Annotated in this window: 12 protein-coding genes, 2 pseudogenes and 1 riboswitch; of the genes and pseudogenes, 5 read left to right on the top strand and 9 right to left on the bottom strand. The window is 45.0% G+C overall.

The window, feature by feature from the left end:
• The 4 genes from CCZ37_RS07560 to torD form a co-directional block, all read right to left on the bottom strand.
• Positions 1 to 681, bottom strand: a complete 681-nt coding sequence (locus tag CCZ37_RS07560; RefSeq protein WP_094500208.1) for a TVP38/TMEM64 family protein — start codon at positions 679 to 681, stop codon at positions 1 to 3.
• 149 nt (positions 682 to 830) lie between these two features.
• Positions 831 to 1,418: a TfoX/Sxy family DNA transformation protein gene (locus tag CCZ37_RS07555; protein WP_094500207.1), complete on the bottom strand. Its 588-nt coding sequence runs from the start codon at positions 1,416 to 1,418 to the stop codon at positions 831 to 833.
• 114 nt (positions 1,419 to 1,532) lie between these two features.
• Positions 1,533 to 1,618: riboswitch (cyclic di-GMP riboswitch) on the bottom strand.
• Positions 1,619 to 1,779: 161 nt separating this feature from the next.
• Positions 1,780 to 2,787: an HTH-type transcriptional repressor PurR gene (gene purR, locus CCZ37_RS07550; RefSeq protein WP_094500206.1), complete on the bottom strand. Its 1,008-nt coding sequence runs from the start codon at positions 2,785 to 2,787 to the stop codon at positions 1,780 to 1,782.
• A gap of 270 nt (positions 2,788 to 3,057) precedes the next feature.
• Complete coding sequence (gene torD / locus CCZ37_RS07545) at positions 3,058 to 3,705, bottom strand: molecular chaperone TorD (protein WP_094500205.1); 648 nt, start codon at positions 3,703 to 3,705, stop codon at positions 3,058 to 3,060.
• A gap of 287 nt (positions 3,706 to 3,992) precedes the next feature.
• Between torD and torR the strand changes: the two genes are divergently transcribed.
• Positions 3,993 to 4,706 carry a two-component system response regulator TorR gene (gene torR / locus CCZ37_RS07540; RefSeq protein ID WP_010319455.1) on the top strand — a complete coding sequence of 238 codons (714 nt, stop codon included), beginning with the start codon at positions 3,993 to 3,995 and terminating at the stop codon, positions 4,704 to 4,706.
• Positions 4,707 to 4,845: 139 nt separating this feature from the next.
• Here the strand turns inward: torR and elyC are convergent, their stop codons facing one another.
• Complete coding sequence (elyC, locus tag CCZ37_RS07535; RefSeq protein ID WP_033197426.1) at positions 4,846 to 5,643, bottom strand: envelope biogenesis factor ElyC; 798 nt, start codon at positions 5,641 to 5,643, stop codon at positions 4,846 to 4,848.
• A 115-nt stretch (positions 5,644 to 5,758) separates the two neighbouring features.
• On the opposite strand from elyC, the gene cmoM reads away from it, so the two are divergent.
• Genes cmoM through mukB form a run of 4 tightly spaced genes read left to right on the top strand, consistent with a single transcriptional unit; the run spans position 5,759 to position 13,056 of the window.
• Positions 5,759 to 6,550 (top strand): tRNA uridine 5-oxyacetic acid(34) methyltransferase CmoM, encoded by a 792-nt coding sequence (gene cmoM / locus CCZ37_RS07530; RefSeq protein WP_094144912.1) that lies wholly within the window; start codon positions 5,759 to 5,761, stop codon positions 6,548 to 6,550.
• A 2-nt stretch (positions 6,551 to 6,552) separates the two neighbouring features.
• On the top strand, positions 6,553 to 7,890 hold the full coding sequence (mukF, locus tag CCZ37_RS07525; RefSeq protein WP_010319459.1) for a chromosome partition protein MukF: 1,338 nt from the start codon (positions 6,553 to 6,555) through the stop codon (positions 7,888 to 7,890).
• Positions 7,871 to 8,602 (top strand): chromosome partition protein MukE, encoded by a 732-nt coding sequence (mukE, locus tag CCZ37_RS07520; RefSeq protein WP_167372396.1) that lies wholly within the window; start codon positions 7,871 to 7,873, stop codon positions 8,600 to 8,602. Before mukF ends, mukE begins: the two co-directional genes overlap by 20 nt.
• The gene (gene mukB, locus CCZ37_RS07515) at positions 8,599 to 13,056 is read left to right on the top strand and encodes a chromosome partition protein MukB (RefSeq protein ID WP_094500203.1); all 4,458 of its coding nucleotides are present in this window, start codon (positions 8,599 to 8,601) and stop codon (positions 13,054 to 13,056) included. Before mukE ends, mukB begins: the two co-directional genes overlap by 4 nt.
• Before the next feature lie 80 nt (positions 13,057 to 13,136).
• Here mukB and CCZ37_RS07510 read toward each other — a convergent pair whose 3' ends face one another.
• The 4 genes and pseudogenes from CCZ37_RS07510 to CCZ37_RS19720 all read right to left on the bottom strand — a co-directional run.
• Positions 13,137 to 14,114: an alpha-L-glutamate ligase-like protein gene (locus CCZ37_RS07510; protein ID WP_094500202.1), complete on the bottom strand. Its 978-nt coding sequence runs from the start codon at positions 14,112 to 14,114 to the stop codon at positions 13,137 to 13,139.
• Between the two features lie 2 nt (positions 14,115 to 14,116).
• Positions 14,117 to 15,622 (bottom strand): inactive transglutaminase family protein, encoded by a 1,506-nt coding sequence (locus CCZ37_RS07505; protein WP_010319463.1) that lies wholly within the window; start codon positions 15,620 to 15,622, stop codon positions 14,117 to 14,119.
• A gap of 14 nt (positions 15,623 to 15,636) precedes the next feature.
• A pseudogene (locus CCZ37_RS19725) lies at positions 15,637 to 16,062 on the bottom strand (ATP-dependent zinc protease family protein); the annotation flags it as partial.
• Between the two features lie 122 nt (positions 16,063 to 16,184).
• A pseudogene (locus tag CCZ37_RS19720) lies at positions 16,185 to 16,389 on the bottom strand (ATP-dependent Zn protease); the annotation flags it as partial.
• Positions 16,390 to 16,512: the final 123 nt, after the last annotated feature.

Below are 16,512 nucleotides of genomic sequence, written 5' to 3'. Positions count from 1 at the left end.
TCAAGCAGAAGTAGGGTTTTTATTTAATTTGGTCATAATCCACTTAGTGATAAGTGGGAAAAGACCGAGTAGAGCAAATGAAAACAAAACCGAAGGAGACACAATACCAGACAAATTTTCAATTTCAGCTAGTTGAGTTCCAGCATTCAGATAAACGGCAGTGCCGGGTAGCATACCGAGTTGGCTAATCAGGTAAAAGCGAGCCACAGATATGGGAGTTAGGCCCATTAATAAATTAATCAAGAAAAAAGGGAAAACAGGAATTAAGCGCAGTGAAAATAGATAAAATGCGCCATCTCTTTCGACACCTTGATTAATCGTTTGCAGCTTTTGACCAAACTTTGTTTGGATCCACTCTCGTAGCAAGAAACGGCTACTCAAAAAGGCGATTGTTGCACCTATGGTACTGGCAAAGGAGACAAGTAGTAAACTCGTCCAAAAACCAAACAGCGCAGCGCCCAATAACGTGACGACCGCCGCTCCAGGGATAGAGAAAGCAGTGAGCACAATATAGAGTGAAAAATAGATCAAAGCAGCGCTGATCACGTTTTGACTAATGTATTCGTTTAATAGCATTTGCTGTGCTTTGGCATTATCTAACGTTAGATAGTGGCCAAAATTTACAATCAAAAAGACAATAAAGGCCAATAAAGCCAAGCCTAAGAGAAGTTTTTTATTCATGGTATTCCTCAAAACGACATATTTTACTAGATATAGTGAAGAAGACAGAGGAAGTCGAATTTATATTTCAAAACGGGATGAAAAAAAACGCCCGCATGGTGATGCGAGCGTATTTGATTATTTAATCGAGATATTTATTTACTCGGAGGTTAAAGGCTTTTAGCTAATTCATCGCGTCGAGATTGTGGGATAACCGACCAATGCTTGCCTTCAATCGCACCTTCAAGGGCCCATAGCAATTCAAGACTGATTGAAGAAGAATGGGTTTGCTGAATCGCTTTATAGGCTTCCAAGGCTCCTTTGCTTTGCAAATCTGTCACAGATTCAATCCCAGCTTTCTTGAGCATACGTTCGGTGGCGAGACGAAGGTTTGGGAGATCTTTTAGACGATCTGGCTTGGCTTGGGCTTGAATCTCTCGCTCTTGTTTTGCGATTTCGAGTGCGACAGCAGCATCTCGTAAAATGAGCGAAGGGTTTTGCCAACAATTGTCAGGCAATGCAAAATATTTCGTGACGACAGGGAACCCGCGTTTTTTATAGATATAGGGCTCATAGCCTTGCTCTTTAAAGCGAGAGGTTGACAAATCGTCTGCGCGAATATGAAGTTTATCGTTTACGACCAAAGCAAACATGGTGTCATCGACAAAAATGCCGAAGCCGCCAAACATTGAACGAGACTTAACACGTCCAAGTTGTTCGAAGAGTCGCATAGAATCTTTAAGTATTGGTTTATCCATGCTGTAAATTCTCGGTGTATGGGAAAAACGCCACCAAAATCAGGTCCGAGAGATTAGCAAACTTATGCAGAAAGAGTGTCAGTAAGGAGTAAACTTAACGTTTGCATATTTGCCATCGGCAACCCCGCTACCTATTGAATATTCAGTTTAGGCCGGAGGCTTTGCGTCCCATCCTTTCAAATGGTTTGCCCTGTGCGTGACTTCTAATAATAAGAATATATAAATTTTTGGATGAGCATCACGTTTATTTATTATTTGCGTGATGCTTATTCCAAATTTACTATTATTTGATACGGCGTTCTGTCTCAAGTGTAGGAAAATTCCTAAAATTGACATTTGTCGCTTGCTTTAAATAATGACACTATTTTGTGATATTTTTTACTGTGTTGCGTTCAACAATCTCGGGGTGCATCTCAAACACACGACGTTCATGCTCTTTGTCTTTAATGCGTTCCAATAGGATTTCAAAGGCGTTTTTCCCTACTCGTCGCTTTGGCTGGTGAACCGTGGTTAACGGTGGCGAGAAGTATTCAGCCAGTTCTATATTGTCATAGCCAATAACAGACATGTCATCAGGAATACGGATGCCTTTTTGTTGCAAGCGACTCATTAAACCGAGAGCCATTGTATCGTTAAAGCAGAAAACAGCCGTTGGGCGTTTGTCCATGGCGGCGATCTTGTCGGCGGCGAGAACCGCCGTATCACATTCGAAATTACCTTCTAAAATCCAATCGTCATGCGCTTTAAGGCCTGCTTCGGCAAGCGCACGCTTAAACCCTTGAATTCGCTCTTGGCACGCCGCTTTTTCAAAGTGTCCACTTAAGCAAGCAATGTCAGTATGTCCATTATCAATAAGGTATTTGGTGGCGAGATATCCGCCTTCCTCTGAGTTATCAATAATTTTATCCGCTTGAGAACTTTCAGGGCCCCAATCCATGATAACTTTCGGAATGTCTGAATGACGATCAAGCATCTCAAGCAGTTCTTGGGTGAGGTCCGAGCACATGACTAACATACCATCGACACGTTTTTCCGCTAGCATGCGGATGTAGTCGCGTTGTTTCTCGTAAATACCGCCGGTATTGCACAAAATAAGTGTGTAGCCTTGGCGGTAGCAGTAACTTTCAACACCATCGATAACCTCAGAAAAAAATAAGTTTGTCGATTGGGTCACTAACATACCAATGGTACGGGTGGTGTTGCATTTTAAGCTGCGAGCGACTGCACTTGGTGCATAGTTGAGCTCTGATACCGCTTCCATCACTCGTTCTTGGGTTGCTTCAGCCACAAAGCGAGTTTTATTGATTACATGCGATACCGTGGTGGTTGATACGCCCGCTAAGCGTGCAACGTCTTTAATCGTAGCCATAAATTCTCTGTCCTGTCGATAACTGCTGAAAGTGGTAGTCACGAAGAGCAATTCAGCGGTATTAGGCCTATCAGTGTCATATTGAAGCCTAAAAGTAGTAAAAACACAAAAACCGCCTCTAGACAGCGGTTGCATCTTCAATTCATTTTTTTATCGTTTGCGGCCAAGATTCTAGTCCGCAAATGTCGATCAAGCAACGAAAAATCCACCGAATAAATCGGTCAACAGTCACAACTGACCGATTTAGTAATAGATATTAACCAGGTTATCTCATTGGTTTGATAAATAATCGCGGTCTAAGTGAAGAAATGCGACTAACAATTCGCTTGCGGCACCATAAAAACCAAATTGATCAATTTGTTGGCAACGAAGATGGAATTGTGGGATCCAAGAGAGCAAATGTTGTTCAATAAAATCACACTGCTGCGTAAAGGCTTGTTCAAAGTGTGCTTCTTGCTCAAGTTCATTGGAGCGAATGACCAAGTTACCTAAGAAATCCAGTTCAATCGCAATGTGGTCGGCGGGTTCGTTGAGTGCATCGTTGACTGTAATGTGATGGGCTGCCATCAAATCCGACATTGCTCTGGCTGGTTCGTCATTGAGCAACCCTGATTTTCCAATGTAAATTGAGGCATAGGGCAGCGCGGACTCCTTATTGGATTTTAAAAAAAGATCACAGAAATCGGCTGCGAGCTCAAGCTGTGCGTCTTCTTTGTCTTGCAATCGGTTTAGTGCATCAACTAATTTATCAATAGCAGGTTTAAGTGTCGTATTTTCAGCCAACCCTGAAAGAAATGTACGAATAGCGGACGTATGGTATTGCCCTAATTCATGTTCCGAAAGTTCTTTCACAAATAAGCTCGAAAGCCACCAATAAATCTCGGCACGCTGTTCATTAAAAGCTTTTATGTCTTGCATAGTACTGGCTCTCCAAGGGTGTGGTTTTGCGAAAATCGTTTTTTAAAAGTAACTGCTGTAAGTGTAACTAATAAAAATGAATAGCAGTCACTAAGAAAATGAAAAAATATGAGTGATTTTTTCATTAAGTTAATGGATGTCCGGAAGGTTGTTTTGAATCAATAAACTCTCATCTTTCTTAATTTTAAAAGTTGTACGACTAGAATTATGACTATTTATGAATAGAATGACTTTGTACAGAATCTCGAGCCGAGGTTTGAACCTTTCTATAGAGTAAAGTGGTGTAAATGAGCTATCACGTATTAGTCGTTGAAGATGACGCAGTTACCAGCAGCAAGCTGACTGGATACTTTCAAAATGAAGGTTATACAGTAACACAAGCGGAAAGCGGTACTCAGATGAGAGAAGCGTTGAAAAGCAACGATATAGATTTGATTATGCTAGACATTAATTTACCCGGTGAAGACGGTTTAATGTTAACGCGTGAGCTACGCAGCCAGTCTGATATTGGCATCATCCTAGTGACAGGACGTACGGACAGTATCGATAAAATTGTTGGTCTTGAAATGGGGGCCGATGATTACGTGACTAAACCTTTTGAATTGCGCGAGTTACTGGTGAGAGTGAAAAACTTGCTGTGGCGGATCTCGGCAGTAAAAAACAAACTGAGTGAAGAGAGCTGTGTATCTCACAATGCGAATTTAGTGCGCTTTAGCGAGTGGACCTTTGATATTCAGCGCCGTGCGCTGAGCCGTAATGGTGAACCCGTAAAACTGACCAAAGCGGAATATGAGCTCTTAGTTGCCTTGTCGTCATATCCGAATCAAGTCCTTAGCCGTGAGCGTATTTTAAATATGATCAGCCATCGTGTGGATGCACCTAACGATCGAACGATTGATGTACTGATTCGACGCATGAGGGCGAAGATGGAGTTTGATCCTAAGAATCCGCAAATCTTTGTGACTGTGCACGGTGAAGGTTATATGTTCGCTGGTGATTAGCTGAGTGGTCGCGTGTGTAAAATTGGCGTTGGGCCGTGCTTTTTTATTCCCATGATTTTTTCTAGCCGCGATTACTAAGAAAAACGGAGCACATAAGTGGCTCCGTTTTGGGTTGAATATAATAGCTAATAGCTAATAGCTAATTGCTATTGATGTCTAACTCTGTATCACCATGCCCGGAGGCCCAATCACGCAAGCCTTGCCATAATAAGCCTAACGTCTCATACCAGTAACGCTCAGTTTGTTCTAAATAACGCGCTCGAGGAGCGTATTTTTCCCAAGCTTGTGCAATATTGGTTTGCGCTAAGAAATTGGTTGGCGCAGGTATTGGGTCAATACCTGCTGAATGAAACTCCTTCAATGCTCTTTCCATATGACTGGCCGATGTTACCAAAACCAGCCGGCGCTGCTGGACAAATGCGGCCGCTTGTCGCGCTTCTTCCCAAGTATCTTTGGCTGTTTCGAGCAATATAATATCAGATTTACTCACTCCAAGCGCCAATGCCATGACGGCCAACATACGTGCATGGCTAAATTCAGAGCCGCCGGAGTAGCCAGATAAAATCAACTTTGAGCCGGGGTACATACGCATGACGCGGATGCCTTCGTTTAAGCGTACCAACGCAGTGCGGCTGAGTTCAGAGGTCGGGGGGATTTGGTCATCCACTACGTGACCGCTGCCTAAAACCATCACATAATCGATGCTGCCATCAACGGGGAGAAAAGCCGAGTATTGTCTTTCCAAAGGCATTAGCATGCGTGTTGCGAAGGGTTGGAAAGAGATAAGAAATATCCCCACTAAAGAGAAGAGGACAAACATACAGCCAGTCTTACGTCTGACGGTGAACATTATGAGCATTAATCCGACAAAACCGAGGATTAGCATCGCCGGAAGAGGCATTAATAATGAGGAAATAACTTTTTTCAGCTCAAACATATACAAAATAGTCCGAAAAACCACCACTTGATAATAAAAAGGAACAAAGCCTCTTTATTCCTGCCATTCCTATGACAGAATAGCAGCACGATTCGCTATCATAACTCAAGCCACTGTGACTGAAGACCGGAATTTCGACGATATTGCCCACAAATTTGCAAAAAACATATACGGCTCTGACAAAGGTGAAATTCGTCAAGTCATTGTTTGGCAAGATCTTGAGCAACTGCTCGCTTTGTTGAGCAACCACCCAAAACCTTTGCAAGTGCTTGATGCTGGCGGCGGTTTGGCACAAATGTCACAAAAAATAGCCAAGCTTGGACACCAAATCACGCTGTGTGATTTATCCTCTGAAATGCTTCAACTTGCGGAACAAGAGATCTGCAAAAATGGTCTGCTTGAGCAGTATCGGTTGGTACATTCCCCCGTGCAATCCATCCAATCGCACCTTAGTGCGCCAGTCGATGTGTTGTTGTTTCACGCGGTGATGGAATGGTTAGCCGAGCCAAAACCCGCATTGCAGAATTTGTTAGAGCAAGTTAGGCCAGGTGGTATGGCATCAATCATGTTCTATAACCATCATGGCTTGGTGTACAAAAACGTTGTCTGTGGCAACATTCCCCATGTATTGGAGGGCATGCCGCATCGCAAGCGGTTTAAGCTCCAGCCTCAGCAAGGGCTAAAACCTGAAGAAGTGTATCAATGGATCGAAGAATCAGGATTTGAGATTTGTGGAAAATCGGGCATCCGATCATTCAGTGACTATATTGGGAATGTGAAAAATATGGGTGACTACCAATATGAAGATGTACTGGCACTCGAACAACAATTATGTAGACAAGAGCCGTACCTCTCGCTAGGTCGATACATTCATGTATGGGCGAAAAAGAAAATAGAGCAGGAATAACAATGAGTGAGATGACTCAGAACGCTGCACAGCAACCTATTGATGAATTGGTTAGCTGGGTAAAACAGCATGATTTCTCATTGAACCTGACGACAGAACGACTGGCGTTCCTTATTGCCATTGCAGTATTGAGTAACGAAAGGTTTGATGAAGAATTAGGTGAAGGTGAGTTACACGATGCGTTTGCCATCGTAACTCGCTTATTTGAAGAAACCGGTGAAGCCTCCGCGTTTCGTGCCAATAATGCGATCAATGAGTTGGTAAAACAGCGCTTAATGAGCCGCTTCACCAGCGAGATGACTGATGGCGTTAGTATTTACCGTTTGTCACCGTTGGCTATTGGTATTACGGACTATTACGTCCGTCATAGAGAGTTTTCCAAGCTGAAGCTCTCAATTCAGCTTTCTATGGTTGCCGATGAAATGGCCAAGGCGATTGAAGCCGCGAATAAAGGCGGTACCCCAGGGCATTGGAAAAAGAACGTCTACGGCGTATTAAAATACTCGGTAGGGGAAATTTTTGATCGTATCGATTTAAACCAACGTGTGATGGATGAGCAGCAGCAATCGGTCAAACTGCAAATTGCTGAGCTGCTGAATAAAGATTGGCGTGAAGCGATCAACAACTGTGAATCGTTATTGTCTGAAACCTCTTCAACGCTGCGTGAACTGCAAGACACTTTACAAGCGGCGGGGGATGAGCTGCAAACGCAAATTTTGGATATCCAAGAATTGGTTTATGGCGAAACTGAACTCGAATTCATTGAAGAAATCCTGTTTGGATTACAGATGAAACTTGATCGCATCACCAGTTGGGGACAACAGGCGATCGATCTCTGGATTGGCTACGACCGCCATGTCCATAAATTCATTCGTACCGCCATTGATATGGACCAAAACCGAGCGTTTAGCCAGCGTTTACGTCAATCGCTCAGCGACTATTTTGACGCGCCTTGGTACCTCACTTATGCCGATGCTGAGCGTTTAACCGACCTGCGTGATGAAGCTCTCGTCTTAAGAGATGATGAGGTGATGGGGCAAGTGCCTCCAGAAGTGGAGTACGAAGAGTTCCAGCAAGTCAATGATGAGCTCTCCTTGCGTATCGGCAGCATGCTCAAAGGTCATAAAGATCAAGGGATGCCAATTGATTTAGGACGAGTACTGAGAGATTACCTCGCCACTCATCCCCATACACATCATTTTGATTTAGCGCGAATTATTGTTGATCAAGCGGTGAGGCTTGGCTACTCAGAGCAAGATTACCAAGCCATCCAACCTGACTGGCAAGCGATCAACGATTTTGGTGCAAAGGTACAAGCAAATGTCATCGACAGATATTAATGAATACATGCCAGAAAATCTGGCTAAAGCAATTTCAAATCCTTTATTTCCTGCGCTAGATAGCCAGCTGCGAGCTGGGCGTCATGTTGCTAGTGATGATTTGGATAATCACACCTTTTTATTGGATTTTGAGCCCGATTTAGCGCTGTTTTACCAACGCTATAACACCGAATTAGTCAAAGCGGCGGAAGGCTTTTTTTACCTGCGTCCTCGCTCTACTGCTTTAATCAATCGTAGCGTGCTGTCTGAGTTGGATATGCTGGTCGGCAAAGTGCTCTGTTTTCTGTATTTGAGTCCTGAACGCCTTGCGCACGAAGGCATCTTTACTAATCAAGAATTGTACGAAGAGCTACTGTCTCTGGCCGATGAAAAAAAACTGATGAAGCTCGTCACCAACCGAGCCAGCGGTTCAGACTTAGACAAAGAAAAGCTGTTTGAAAAAGTGCGTACCTCATTGCGTCGTTTACGTCGTTTGGGGATGATCATCCATTTAGGTGATACCAATAAATTCCGCATTAGCGAAGCCGTATTTCGTTTTGGTGCCGATGTGCGTATTGGTGACGACATGCGTGAAGCGCAACTGCGTTTGATCCGCGATGGTGAAGCGGTTGTCCACGCCCAAGAACCGAATCAAGGCAGCTTGCTGGATAACGAAGACGGGATTGAAGAACAAAATGTTAACGAGCAAACAGAATGGGAAGGTGAAGCATGATTGAGAGAGGTAAATATCAATCGCTAACCATGATCAATTGGAACGGCTTTTTTGCTCGTACTTTTGATATTGATGGATTAGTTACCACCTTATCGGGCGGTAACGGTGCGGGCAAATCGACCACCATGGCGGCATTTATCACCACCTTGATCCCAGATCAAAGTTTGCTCCATTTTAGAAACACCACCGAAGCGGGCAGCTCACAAGCGTCTCGCGATAAAGGCTTATACGGTAAACTGCAAGCGGGCGCATGCTACGCCGCGTTGGATGTAGTGAATTCACGCAAACAGCGTTTACTGTTTGGCGTTAAGCTACAACAGGTGGCGGGGCGTGATAAGAAAGTGGATATCAAACCGTTTGTGATTCAAGGCTTGCCAAGCCATGTCAAACCAACCGATGTACTGATTGAAAACGTCTCAGACAACCACGCGCGCGTGCGTCAACTCAATGAAGTGAAAGAGATTGTCGCGAAAATTGAAGGGGCGCATTTTAAAGCGTTTAGCTCCATTGTTGATTATCACGCGCAGATGTTTGAATTTGGCGTGGTGCCGAAAAAATTGCGTAACAGTAGTGACCGCTCAAAATTCTATCGCTTGATTGAGGCTTCTTTATACGGCGGTATTTCCAGTGCCATTACTCGCTCGTTGCGTGATTATCTGTTGCCACAAAATGGTGGTGTGAAGAAAGCATTCCAAGATATGGAATCGGCGTTACGTGAAAACCGCATGACATTAGAAGCGATCAAAACCACGCAAGCGGATCGCGATCTCTTCAAGCACCTGATTACCGAATCGACAAATTACGTGGCCGCGGATTACATGCGTCACGCCAACGATCGCCACAATAAGCTAGAGCAAACGCTCGCGTTGCGTAATGAGTTGTTTGGCTCCCGCCATACATTGATTGAGCAAAATCGATTACTCAATCAAGTTCAAGAAGAGCTTGAACTGCTGTTAGAGCAAGAATCTACCTTAGAGCAAGATTATCAAGCCGCTTCTGATCATTTGCAACTGGTGCAAAACGCACTGCGTCAGCAAGAGAAAATTGAACGCTATCAAGAGGATTTGCAAGAGCTCACTATTCGCCTTGAAGAGCAGATGATGGTGGTAGAAGAGGCGCAAGAGCGCGTCATGATGGCTGAAGAGCAAGCGATTATCTCTGAAGATGAGGTCGATAGCTTAAAGAGTCAACTGGCCGATTACCAACAAGCATTAGATGTTCAACAAACGCGAGCCTTGCAATATCAACAAGCCGTGCAGGCGCTCGATAAAGCCAAACAGTTGCTAAATGATGAGCAGTTAACACCAGAGCGTGCCCAAGCGCAGGTTTCTGATCTCAAGCATCAGCAAGACGCTAACACCACCACCTTATTAGCGTTAAAGCATAAATTGGACATGTCTTCGGCCGCAGTCGAACAGTTTGAGCAGGCACTGAAACTGGTGCGCAGTGTGGTGGGTGAGGTGCCTCGTCACGATGCCGCTCAGCATGCAAAAGCCATCATGCAGCAAGCGCGTAACGCCCAGCAAATTAGCCAAAATGAAGCGCAGTGGTATGCGCAGCAGCGAGATCTGGAACGTCGTTTAAATCAGCAGCAAGTGGCGCGTCAGTCCGTGGCTGAATACCAAAAGCAACACCATATTGACTTGCACGATGAGCTAACACTAGAGCAAGAGCGCGAGCGCCACGCCGCTCTGATTGAATCGCTGGAATATGAACAAGAAGCGCTGCGTGAACAGCGCAGTGAGCAGCGCCGTACCGAGCAAGATAAACAGGCTGAAATTCAACGACTGGAATCGATCGCTCCGACTTGGATTGCTGCCAACGATGCATTGCATACTTTACGCGAACAAAGTGGTGCAACATTAGAAAATAGCCAAGCTGTGATGGCGCAGATGCAGCAAGTGCTTGAGCAAGAAAAAGCACAATCAATCGCTAAAGATAAGCTGGCAGAACGTCGCGCGCAGCTTGAAAATGAAATCGAGCGCTTGGCGTCTCCTGGTGGTTCAAATGATCCTCGCTTGAAAGGATTAGCAGATAGCTTAGGCGGCGTTTTACTGTCTGAAATTTACGATGACATCACGATTGACGATGCACCTTATTTCAGTGCCATGTACGGCCCAGCTCGCCATGCGATTGTGGTTTCGGATTTATCTGGCATCAAAGAGAAGCTGGTCGAGCTTGATGACTGCCCAGAAGATCTGTACATCATTGAAGGGGATGTCGATGCCTTTGATGATAGCTCGTTCAATGCTGACGAATTGGAAGGTGCGGTATGTGTTCAGCTCAATAACCGCCAAATGCGTTATTCTCGTTTACCTGAGATCCCACTCTTTGGCCGCGCCGCGCGCGAACAACGTTTAGAGTTACTGCGTAACGAGCGCGAAGAAGTGGTGGAAGAGCACGCAAAAGCGGCGTTTGATTCACAAAAACTGCAACGTCTATACCACAGCTTTAACCAATTTGTTGCTTCACACATCCAAGTTGCTTTTGAAGCCGATCCAGAACAAGCGTTGCAAGCGGCGCGTGAGCAACGCAATCAACTGGTCCGTGTATTGGCTGAATTGGACGCAAAAGAGCAGCAGCAGCGCAGCCAGTTACAGCTAAGCAAACACGCGTTAACGATGCTCGATAAGCTGGCTCCTAACATGTTGCTCATTGAAGATGAGGCATTGCAAGCACGTTTCGATGAAGCTGAGCTGAACATTAATCAACTGGCGGAAGCGAAAGCGTTTTTAAGCTCGCACGGTAAAGCCATCGCGGAGTTAGAGCAGCTGGCTTCAGCGCTTGAGGTTGACCCGCAGCAATTTGATGCACTCACCGCACAATATCAGCAAGCGGATCAAGCTCTTCAGACATTGAAAGTGCAGATCTTTGCACTCTCAGACGTGATTGAACGCCGCCACTATTTTAGCTATTCCGATTCGGTTGATCTGCTCAGTAAAAGCAGCGAGCTAAGTGAGCAGCTCAAAAACAAATTGGTTGAGGCAGAAAGCGCCCGTACCCGTACTCGTGATGAGCTCAAACAGGCTCAAAGCCAAATGAACCAATATAACCAAGTGTTAGCGGCCTTAAAAAGCTCACATCAAGCTAAGTTGGAAACGGTTCAAGAGTTCAAGCAGGAGCTACAAGAGTTTGGTGTGCATGCCGATGAAGGTGCGCAAGAGCGTGCTGAACGTCGTCGTGATGAATTGCAACAGCGTCTGCATGCCTCACGTACCCGTAAGAGCGAGTATGAACGTACACTGACCGCAACTGATCTTGAAATGAAAGCATTAGTTAAACGGTTGAAAAAGGTGCAGAAAGATTATCAAGATCTGCGCACATTTGTGGTGAATGCAAAAGCAGGGTGGTGCTCTGTATTACGTTTGGCGCGTGATCACGATGTTGAGCGCCGCTTACATAAACGTGAGCTAGCGTATCTATCGGCCGATGAACTGCGTTCCATGTCGGATAAATCGTTGGGCGCGCTGCGTTTAGCGGTGGCAAACAATGACGACCTACGCGATGCACTGCGTTTGTCGGAAGATAACGCACATCCAGAACGCAAAGTCTTGTTCTACATCGCCGTGTATCAACATCTGCGTGAGCGTATTCGCCAAGACATCATTCGCACTGATGATCCTGTTGAAGCGATTGAAGAGATGGAAGTGGAGCTTGCGCGTTTAACTGAAGAGTTGACTCAACGTGAAAACCGTTTAGCGATCAGCTCTGAATCGGTGGCCAGCATCATCAAAAAGACCATTCAACGTGAGCAAAATCGTATTCGGATGCTCAACCAAGGTTTGTCTAACATTAACTTTGGTCAAGTGAAAGGCGTTCGCCTTAACGTGAAAGTACGCGAGAGCCATGAAATCCTACTCGCGGGATTATCTGAAAAACAGAGTCAGCATAAAGATCTGTTTGAGAGTACTCGTTATACCTTCTCCGAAGCGATGGCGAAACTGTTCCAGCGTGTTAACCCGCATATCGATATGGGGCAGCGTTCACCGCAAGTATTGGGTGAAGAGCTATTGGATTACCGTAACTACTTAGAGTTGAGTGTTGAAGTAAATCGCGGATCCGATGGCTGGTTGCAAGCGGAATCGGGCGCGTTATCGACTGGTGAAGCGATTGGTACTGGGCAGTCTATTTTATTGATGGTAATTCAAAGTTGGGAAGAGGAATCTCGTCGTCTACGCAGTAAAGACATCGTTCCATGCCGTTTACTGTTTTTAGATGAAGCGGCGCGTTTGGATGCCAAATCCATTTCAACCTTGTTTGAACTGTGCGAGCGTCTGGATATGCAACTTTTAATTGCTGCGCCAGAGAACATTAGCCCTGAGAAAGGCACGACTTATAAATTGGTGCGCAAAGTGTTTAAAGATCACGAACACGTTCATGTGGTCGGTCTGCGAGGTTTTGGTCAAACTGAAAAACCAAAATCAGAAGCACAGCAGATGGCCGAAATGCTGTAAGCATCGCCTCCATCGCTAATAAAAAAAGCCCAATACTCCTGATAGAGATTGGGCTTTTTAGTGATTAAATTTGGTGAGAGTTACTCGCTTAACTCATCAGAGCCGAATTGCTTAGCGGCATAAGCCACACGTTCTTCTGGGCTAGGATAGATAAGTTGCGATCCTAAACTTTCGATATGCTGCAAACGTGGCAGCAGCCCTGCGCCATTGGCTATCTGGATAGCAAGCCCAGGGCGAGCGTTAAGCTCAAGTACCATCGGGCCTTCTTCTTTATCCAGTACCATGTCGGTTCCCATATAACCAAGGCCGGTCATTTCCCAAGCACTAGAGGCTAAGGTGAGTAGCTTTTTCCAATGTGGTACTTGCAACGTTGAGAGATCTTTGCCGGTATCTGGGTGCTCAGTGATGGGTAAATTAAACTGCACGGCTCGTACTGCTTTTCCTGTGGCAATATCAAGACCTACGCCAACAGCACCTTGGTGTAAGTTGGCTTTACCATCAGAAGCCGAAGTCGAGAGGCGCATCATCGCCATGACGGGGTAGCCCTTGAAGACAATAATGCGTACATCAGGCACACCTTCATAGCTAAAGCCTTCGAAACAATCGTCAAATTTAATCAGGTTTTCAACCACAGCCACATCATTTTTACCGCCTAGTGAAAATAGTCCGGCCAAGGCATTACTAATATGGCGCTCAACATCTTGCTGGTTGATGGTCGCACCAGAAGGTTTAGTGTACACACCATCCTTGTGCGACATAATCACTAAAATGCCTTTACCACCGCTTCCGCGTGCAGGCTTTATCACAAAGCCCGGCCACTCTTTGACCATGGCATGAATTGATTTTACATTCGCTTGGTTACTGATCACACCAATCAGTTTTGGCACAGTACAACCCGCACGCTGCGCAATCAATTTGGTTTGTAACTTATCATCAACCAATGGGTATTTTGAGCGATCGTTATAGCGACCAATGTAGCTATGGTTACGCTTGTTCATGCCCATAATACCTTTACGGCGCAGCTTAAATGGAGAAGTGTATTCGGATAATGAAAACATCGTTACTCCTCGGCTAACGGTTTAAAGCGACGAAGTTCAGTTAAACGGTATCCCGTATAGGTTCCTAATAGCAGAATGGCAGCCAATACGATCAGCTGTAAGCCAATAAAATTAAAGGTTAGGTGTTGCACATAAGAGTTAGTCATACCTAAGTAGATCAATACGGAGGTAAACAGTGAGCCGCCACCTTGTAAGATAACCTCTTTCGCCCCTTCTTCTTCCCACAGAATCGACATACGTTCGATGGTCCAAGAGAGAATGATCATCGGGAAGAAAGTAATAGATAACCCTTCGGTGAGGCCGATCTTAAAGGCAACAACCGTGAAGACAGAGATAATGAGTATTACAGTGATGATCACCGCCGATATTCGTGCCACCAGCAGCAGGTTTAATTTCGATAAATAGCTACGAATGATTAAACCCGTTCCGACGATAAGCAGAAAGCCCACGATACCAGTCAGTAATTGAGTTTGAACAAAGGCTACGGCGATCAGTACCGGCATGAAAGTACCTGAGGTTTTTAGCCCAATAATAACGCGTAAGAACACCACAATTAATGCGCCGATAGGGATCAACATGATGGTCTTGAACATCGCTTGCTCTTCAAGCGGTAAGCTGTGAATAGAGAAGTTTAAGAGTTTGTCGGCCTCAATTTTATTATTGGTTGCCGTTTGAGGTGAAACATCTTGAGACAGCATAGTGAAGTGAACTTGGCTATTTTGTCCACCCGTGACATCCAGCAGTGAAACGTTGGATTCATCCCAAACCAGTATGTTAGGGTGGTTGGGCTGCGTGCCCGTTTCAGGGTTAAAAAGCACCCACTGATCGCCATTCCATATTTCGTTCATGTGTTGAATCGTTTGACGGCGGCGACCATCTTCGAGCTGAATAACACCAACGACTTTATTGGGAATTTGAGAGTATGACAGCAGTTTTTGCGTGGCGTCTACTTTGCTCATTTTATTGAGTAGTAAAGAGGCGTTTTGGCTGTCGTTGTCATTGAGATTTTTAATCAGTTCACGGGTAAAAGTGATGTTATCCGCCGAGCGTTGGTTCGCTCGCTCAATTAATGCGATAGCTGCGGCTTCTTCTGGACCGTTAAAGGTCGGTTGAACCACATCGCCTACCGGAGGGATAGGTGTCGCTTTCGCTTGGGGATCAACTAAAAATTGGCTTTTATAGTAAATAGTTTGTGGGCCAGTTGCTTTGCGGATTGACCATTCAACACGTTTGCCTGTGTCAGTCGTAACGTAAGCGACGCCATAACCCGGCGACGATGACGATTCATTGATTAAGGTATACCCATCTTGAGTATGAGGTGCGGCTAAAGAGACTTTGGCTTCTTTAGCTAACGCATTGAATTCGACGCGTGCTTCAATATCCCAAATTTGGCGAGTTTCTCCAGGTGTCCATGGCACCCCGTAAGTTTGGTGGCGAACTACACTCAGTGTGATTCCTGCCACTATCAGCAATAAAACGGATAGATAAAATGGAACTCGTGACGTCATAAATGTCCTTGCTACTATTTAGTTTCGGTTTGGATGTACTTGCGACTGACATCGACTAACGCGATATCACGAATAAACTCGCGACCTAGAAGAATAGGATGGCTCATTTGAGAGCGATCAGCCAAGGTGAACTGTGCTTTTTCGTGAATACTGCCTAATTTTACCCACAGCTCAACAACGGCTCTGCGTTCCATCTCATCGTTGGTCGATTGGCGAATTTTAACGTAGCGAATAATGGGTGATTCAATCCAGTTACTTTCGTCTGTTGCTCTATCTCCATCGGAAAGATGAAAGCGCACCCAGTTTTTCCCATTACGTTCAAACTCTTCAATATCAATCGCATTGAGCGAAGAGGTGGCGGCGCCTGTATCAACTCGAGCATCAAAGGTTTGTTTGATCGAATCAATCGTAACTTTTTCGACTTCACCTAAAATGACGTCATAGCGTGATTTTTGAATAGAGGTTGTAGCGACTGGAATTATCACATCATCATTACTGGTTGCTTCTACACGTTTTTGTTGTGTATTGGTCGTGGTCTGCTTAAGTTTGGTCAGTTTTCGATCGAGCTTTGATATTTGGTTTTCAAGGCTTTCAATGTAATCATTCTGGTTACTTAGCTGAAGCTCAAGGTTGGTCATTGTGTTGCTGAGGTTTGATTCGGCAGTTTGAATCGCTGCGAGGGTAGCTTGGTGGTATTGTTCACCATTGGTTAGAGTGCAACCTGACAGTAAGGCAATGGCAATGACGGGGGCTACAGACTTAAACATTTGCGACCTTATGTGTTTGTAATGAATGAATACGGATAAACCGAAGTTTAGCTAACAAAATTTAGCTGATAAAAAAGGATGCGTACGGCATCCTTTGACAAGGGTAGTATTATACGCATAGCC

This window comes from Vibrio qinghaiensis, from assembly GCF_002257545.1.
Classification (GTDB): Bacteria; Pseudomonadota; Gammaproteobacteria; order Enterobacterales; family Vibrionaceae; genus Vibrio; species Vibrio ordalii.
This window is presented reverse-complemented; position numbering and strand designations above follow the sequence as displayed.

What these genes read in the sequence shown, in the direction of transcription:
- CCZ37_RS07560 (WP_094500208.1), bottom strand. Translation starts at nt 681, where the DNA reads ATGAATAAAAAACTTCTCTTAGGCTTGGCTTTATTGGCCTTTATTGTC.
- CCZ37_RS07555 (WP_094500207.1), bottom strand. Translation starts at nt 1,418, where the DNA reads ATGGATAAACCAATACTTAAAGATTCTATGCGACTCTTCGAACAACTT.
- purR (WP_094500206.1), bottom strand. Translation starts at nt 2,787, where the DNA reads ATGGCTACGATTAAAGACGTTGCACGCTTAGCGGGCGTATCAACCACC.
- torD (WP_094500205.1), bottom strand. Translation starts at nt 3,705, where the DNA reads ATGCAAGACATAAAAGCTTTTAATGAACAGCGTGCCGAGATTTATTGG.
- torR (WP_010319455.1), top strand. Translation starts at nt 3,993, where the DNA reads ATGAGCTATCACGTATTAGTCGTTGAAGATGACGCAGTTACCAGCAGC.
- elyC (WP_033197426.1), bottom strand. Translation starts at nt 5,643, where the DNA reads ATGTTTGAGCTGAAAAAAGTTATTTCCTCATTATTAATGCCTCTTCCG.
- mukF (WP_010319459.1), top strand. Translation starts at nt 6,553, where the DNA reads ATGAGTGAGATGACTCAGAACGCTGCACAGCAACCTATTGATGAATTG.
- mukE (WP_167372396.1), top strand. Translation starts at nt 7,871, where the DNA reads ATGTCATCGACAGATATTAATGAATACATGCCAGAAAATCTGGCTAAA.
- mukB (WP_094500203.1), top strand. Translation starts at nt 8,599, where the DNA reads ATGATTGAGAGAGGTAAATATCAATCGCTAACCATGATCAATTGGAAC.
- CCZ37_RS07510 (WP_094500202.1), bottom strand. Translation starts at nt 14,114, where the DNA reads ATGTTTTCATTATCCGAATACACTTCTCCATTTAAGCTGCGCCGTAAA.
- CCZ37_RS07505 (WP_010319463.1), bottom strand. Translation starts at nt 15,622, where the DNA reads ATGACGTCACGAGTTCCATTTTATCTATCCGTTTTATTGCTGATAGTG.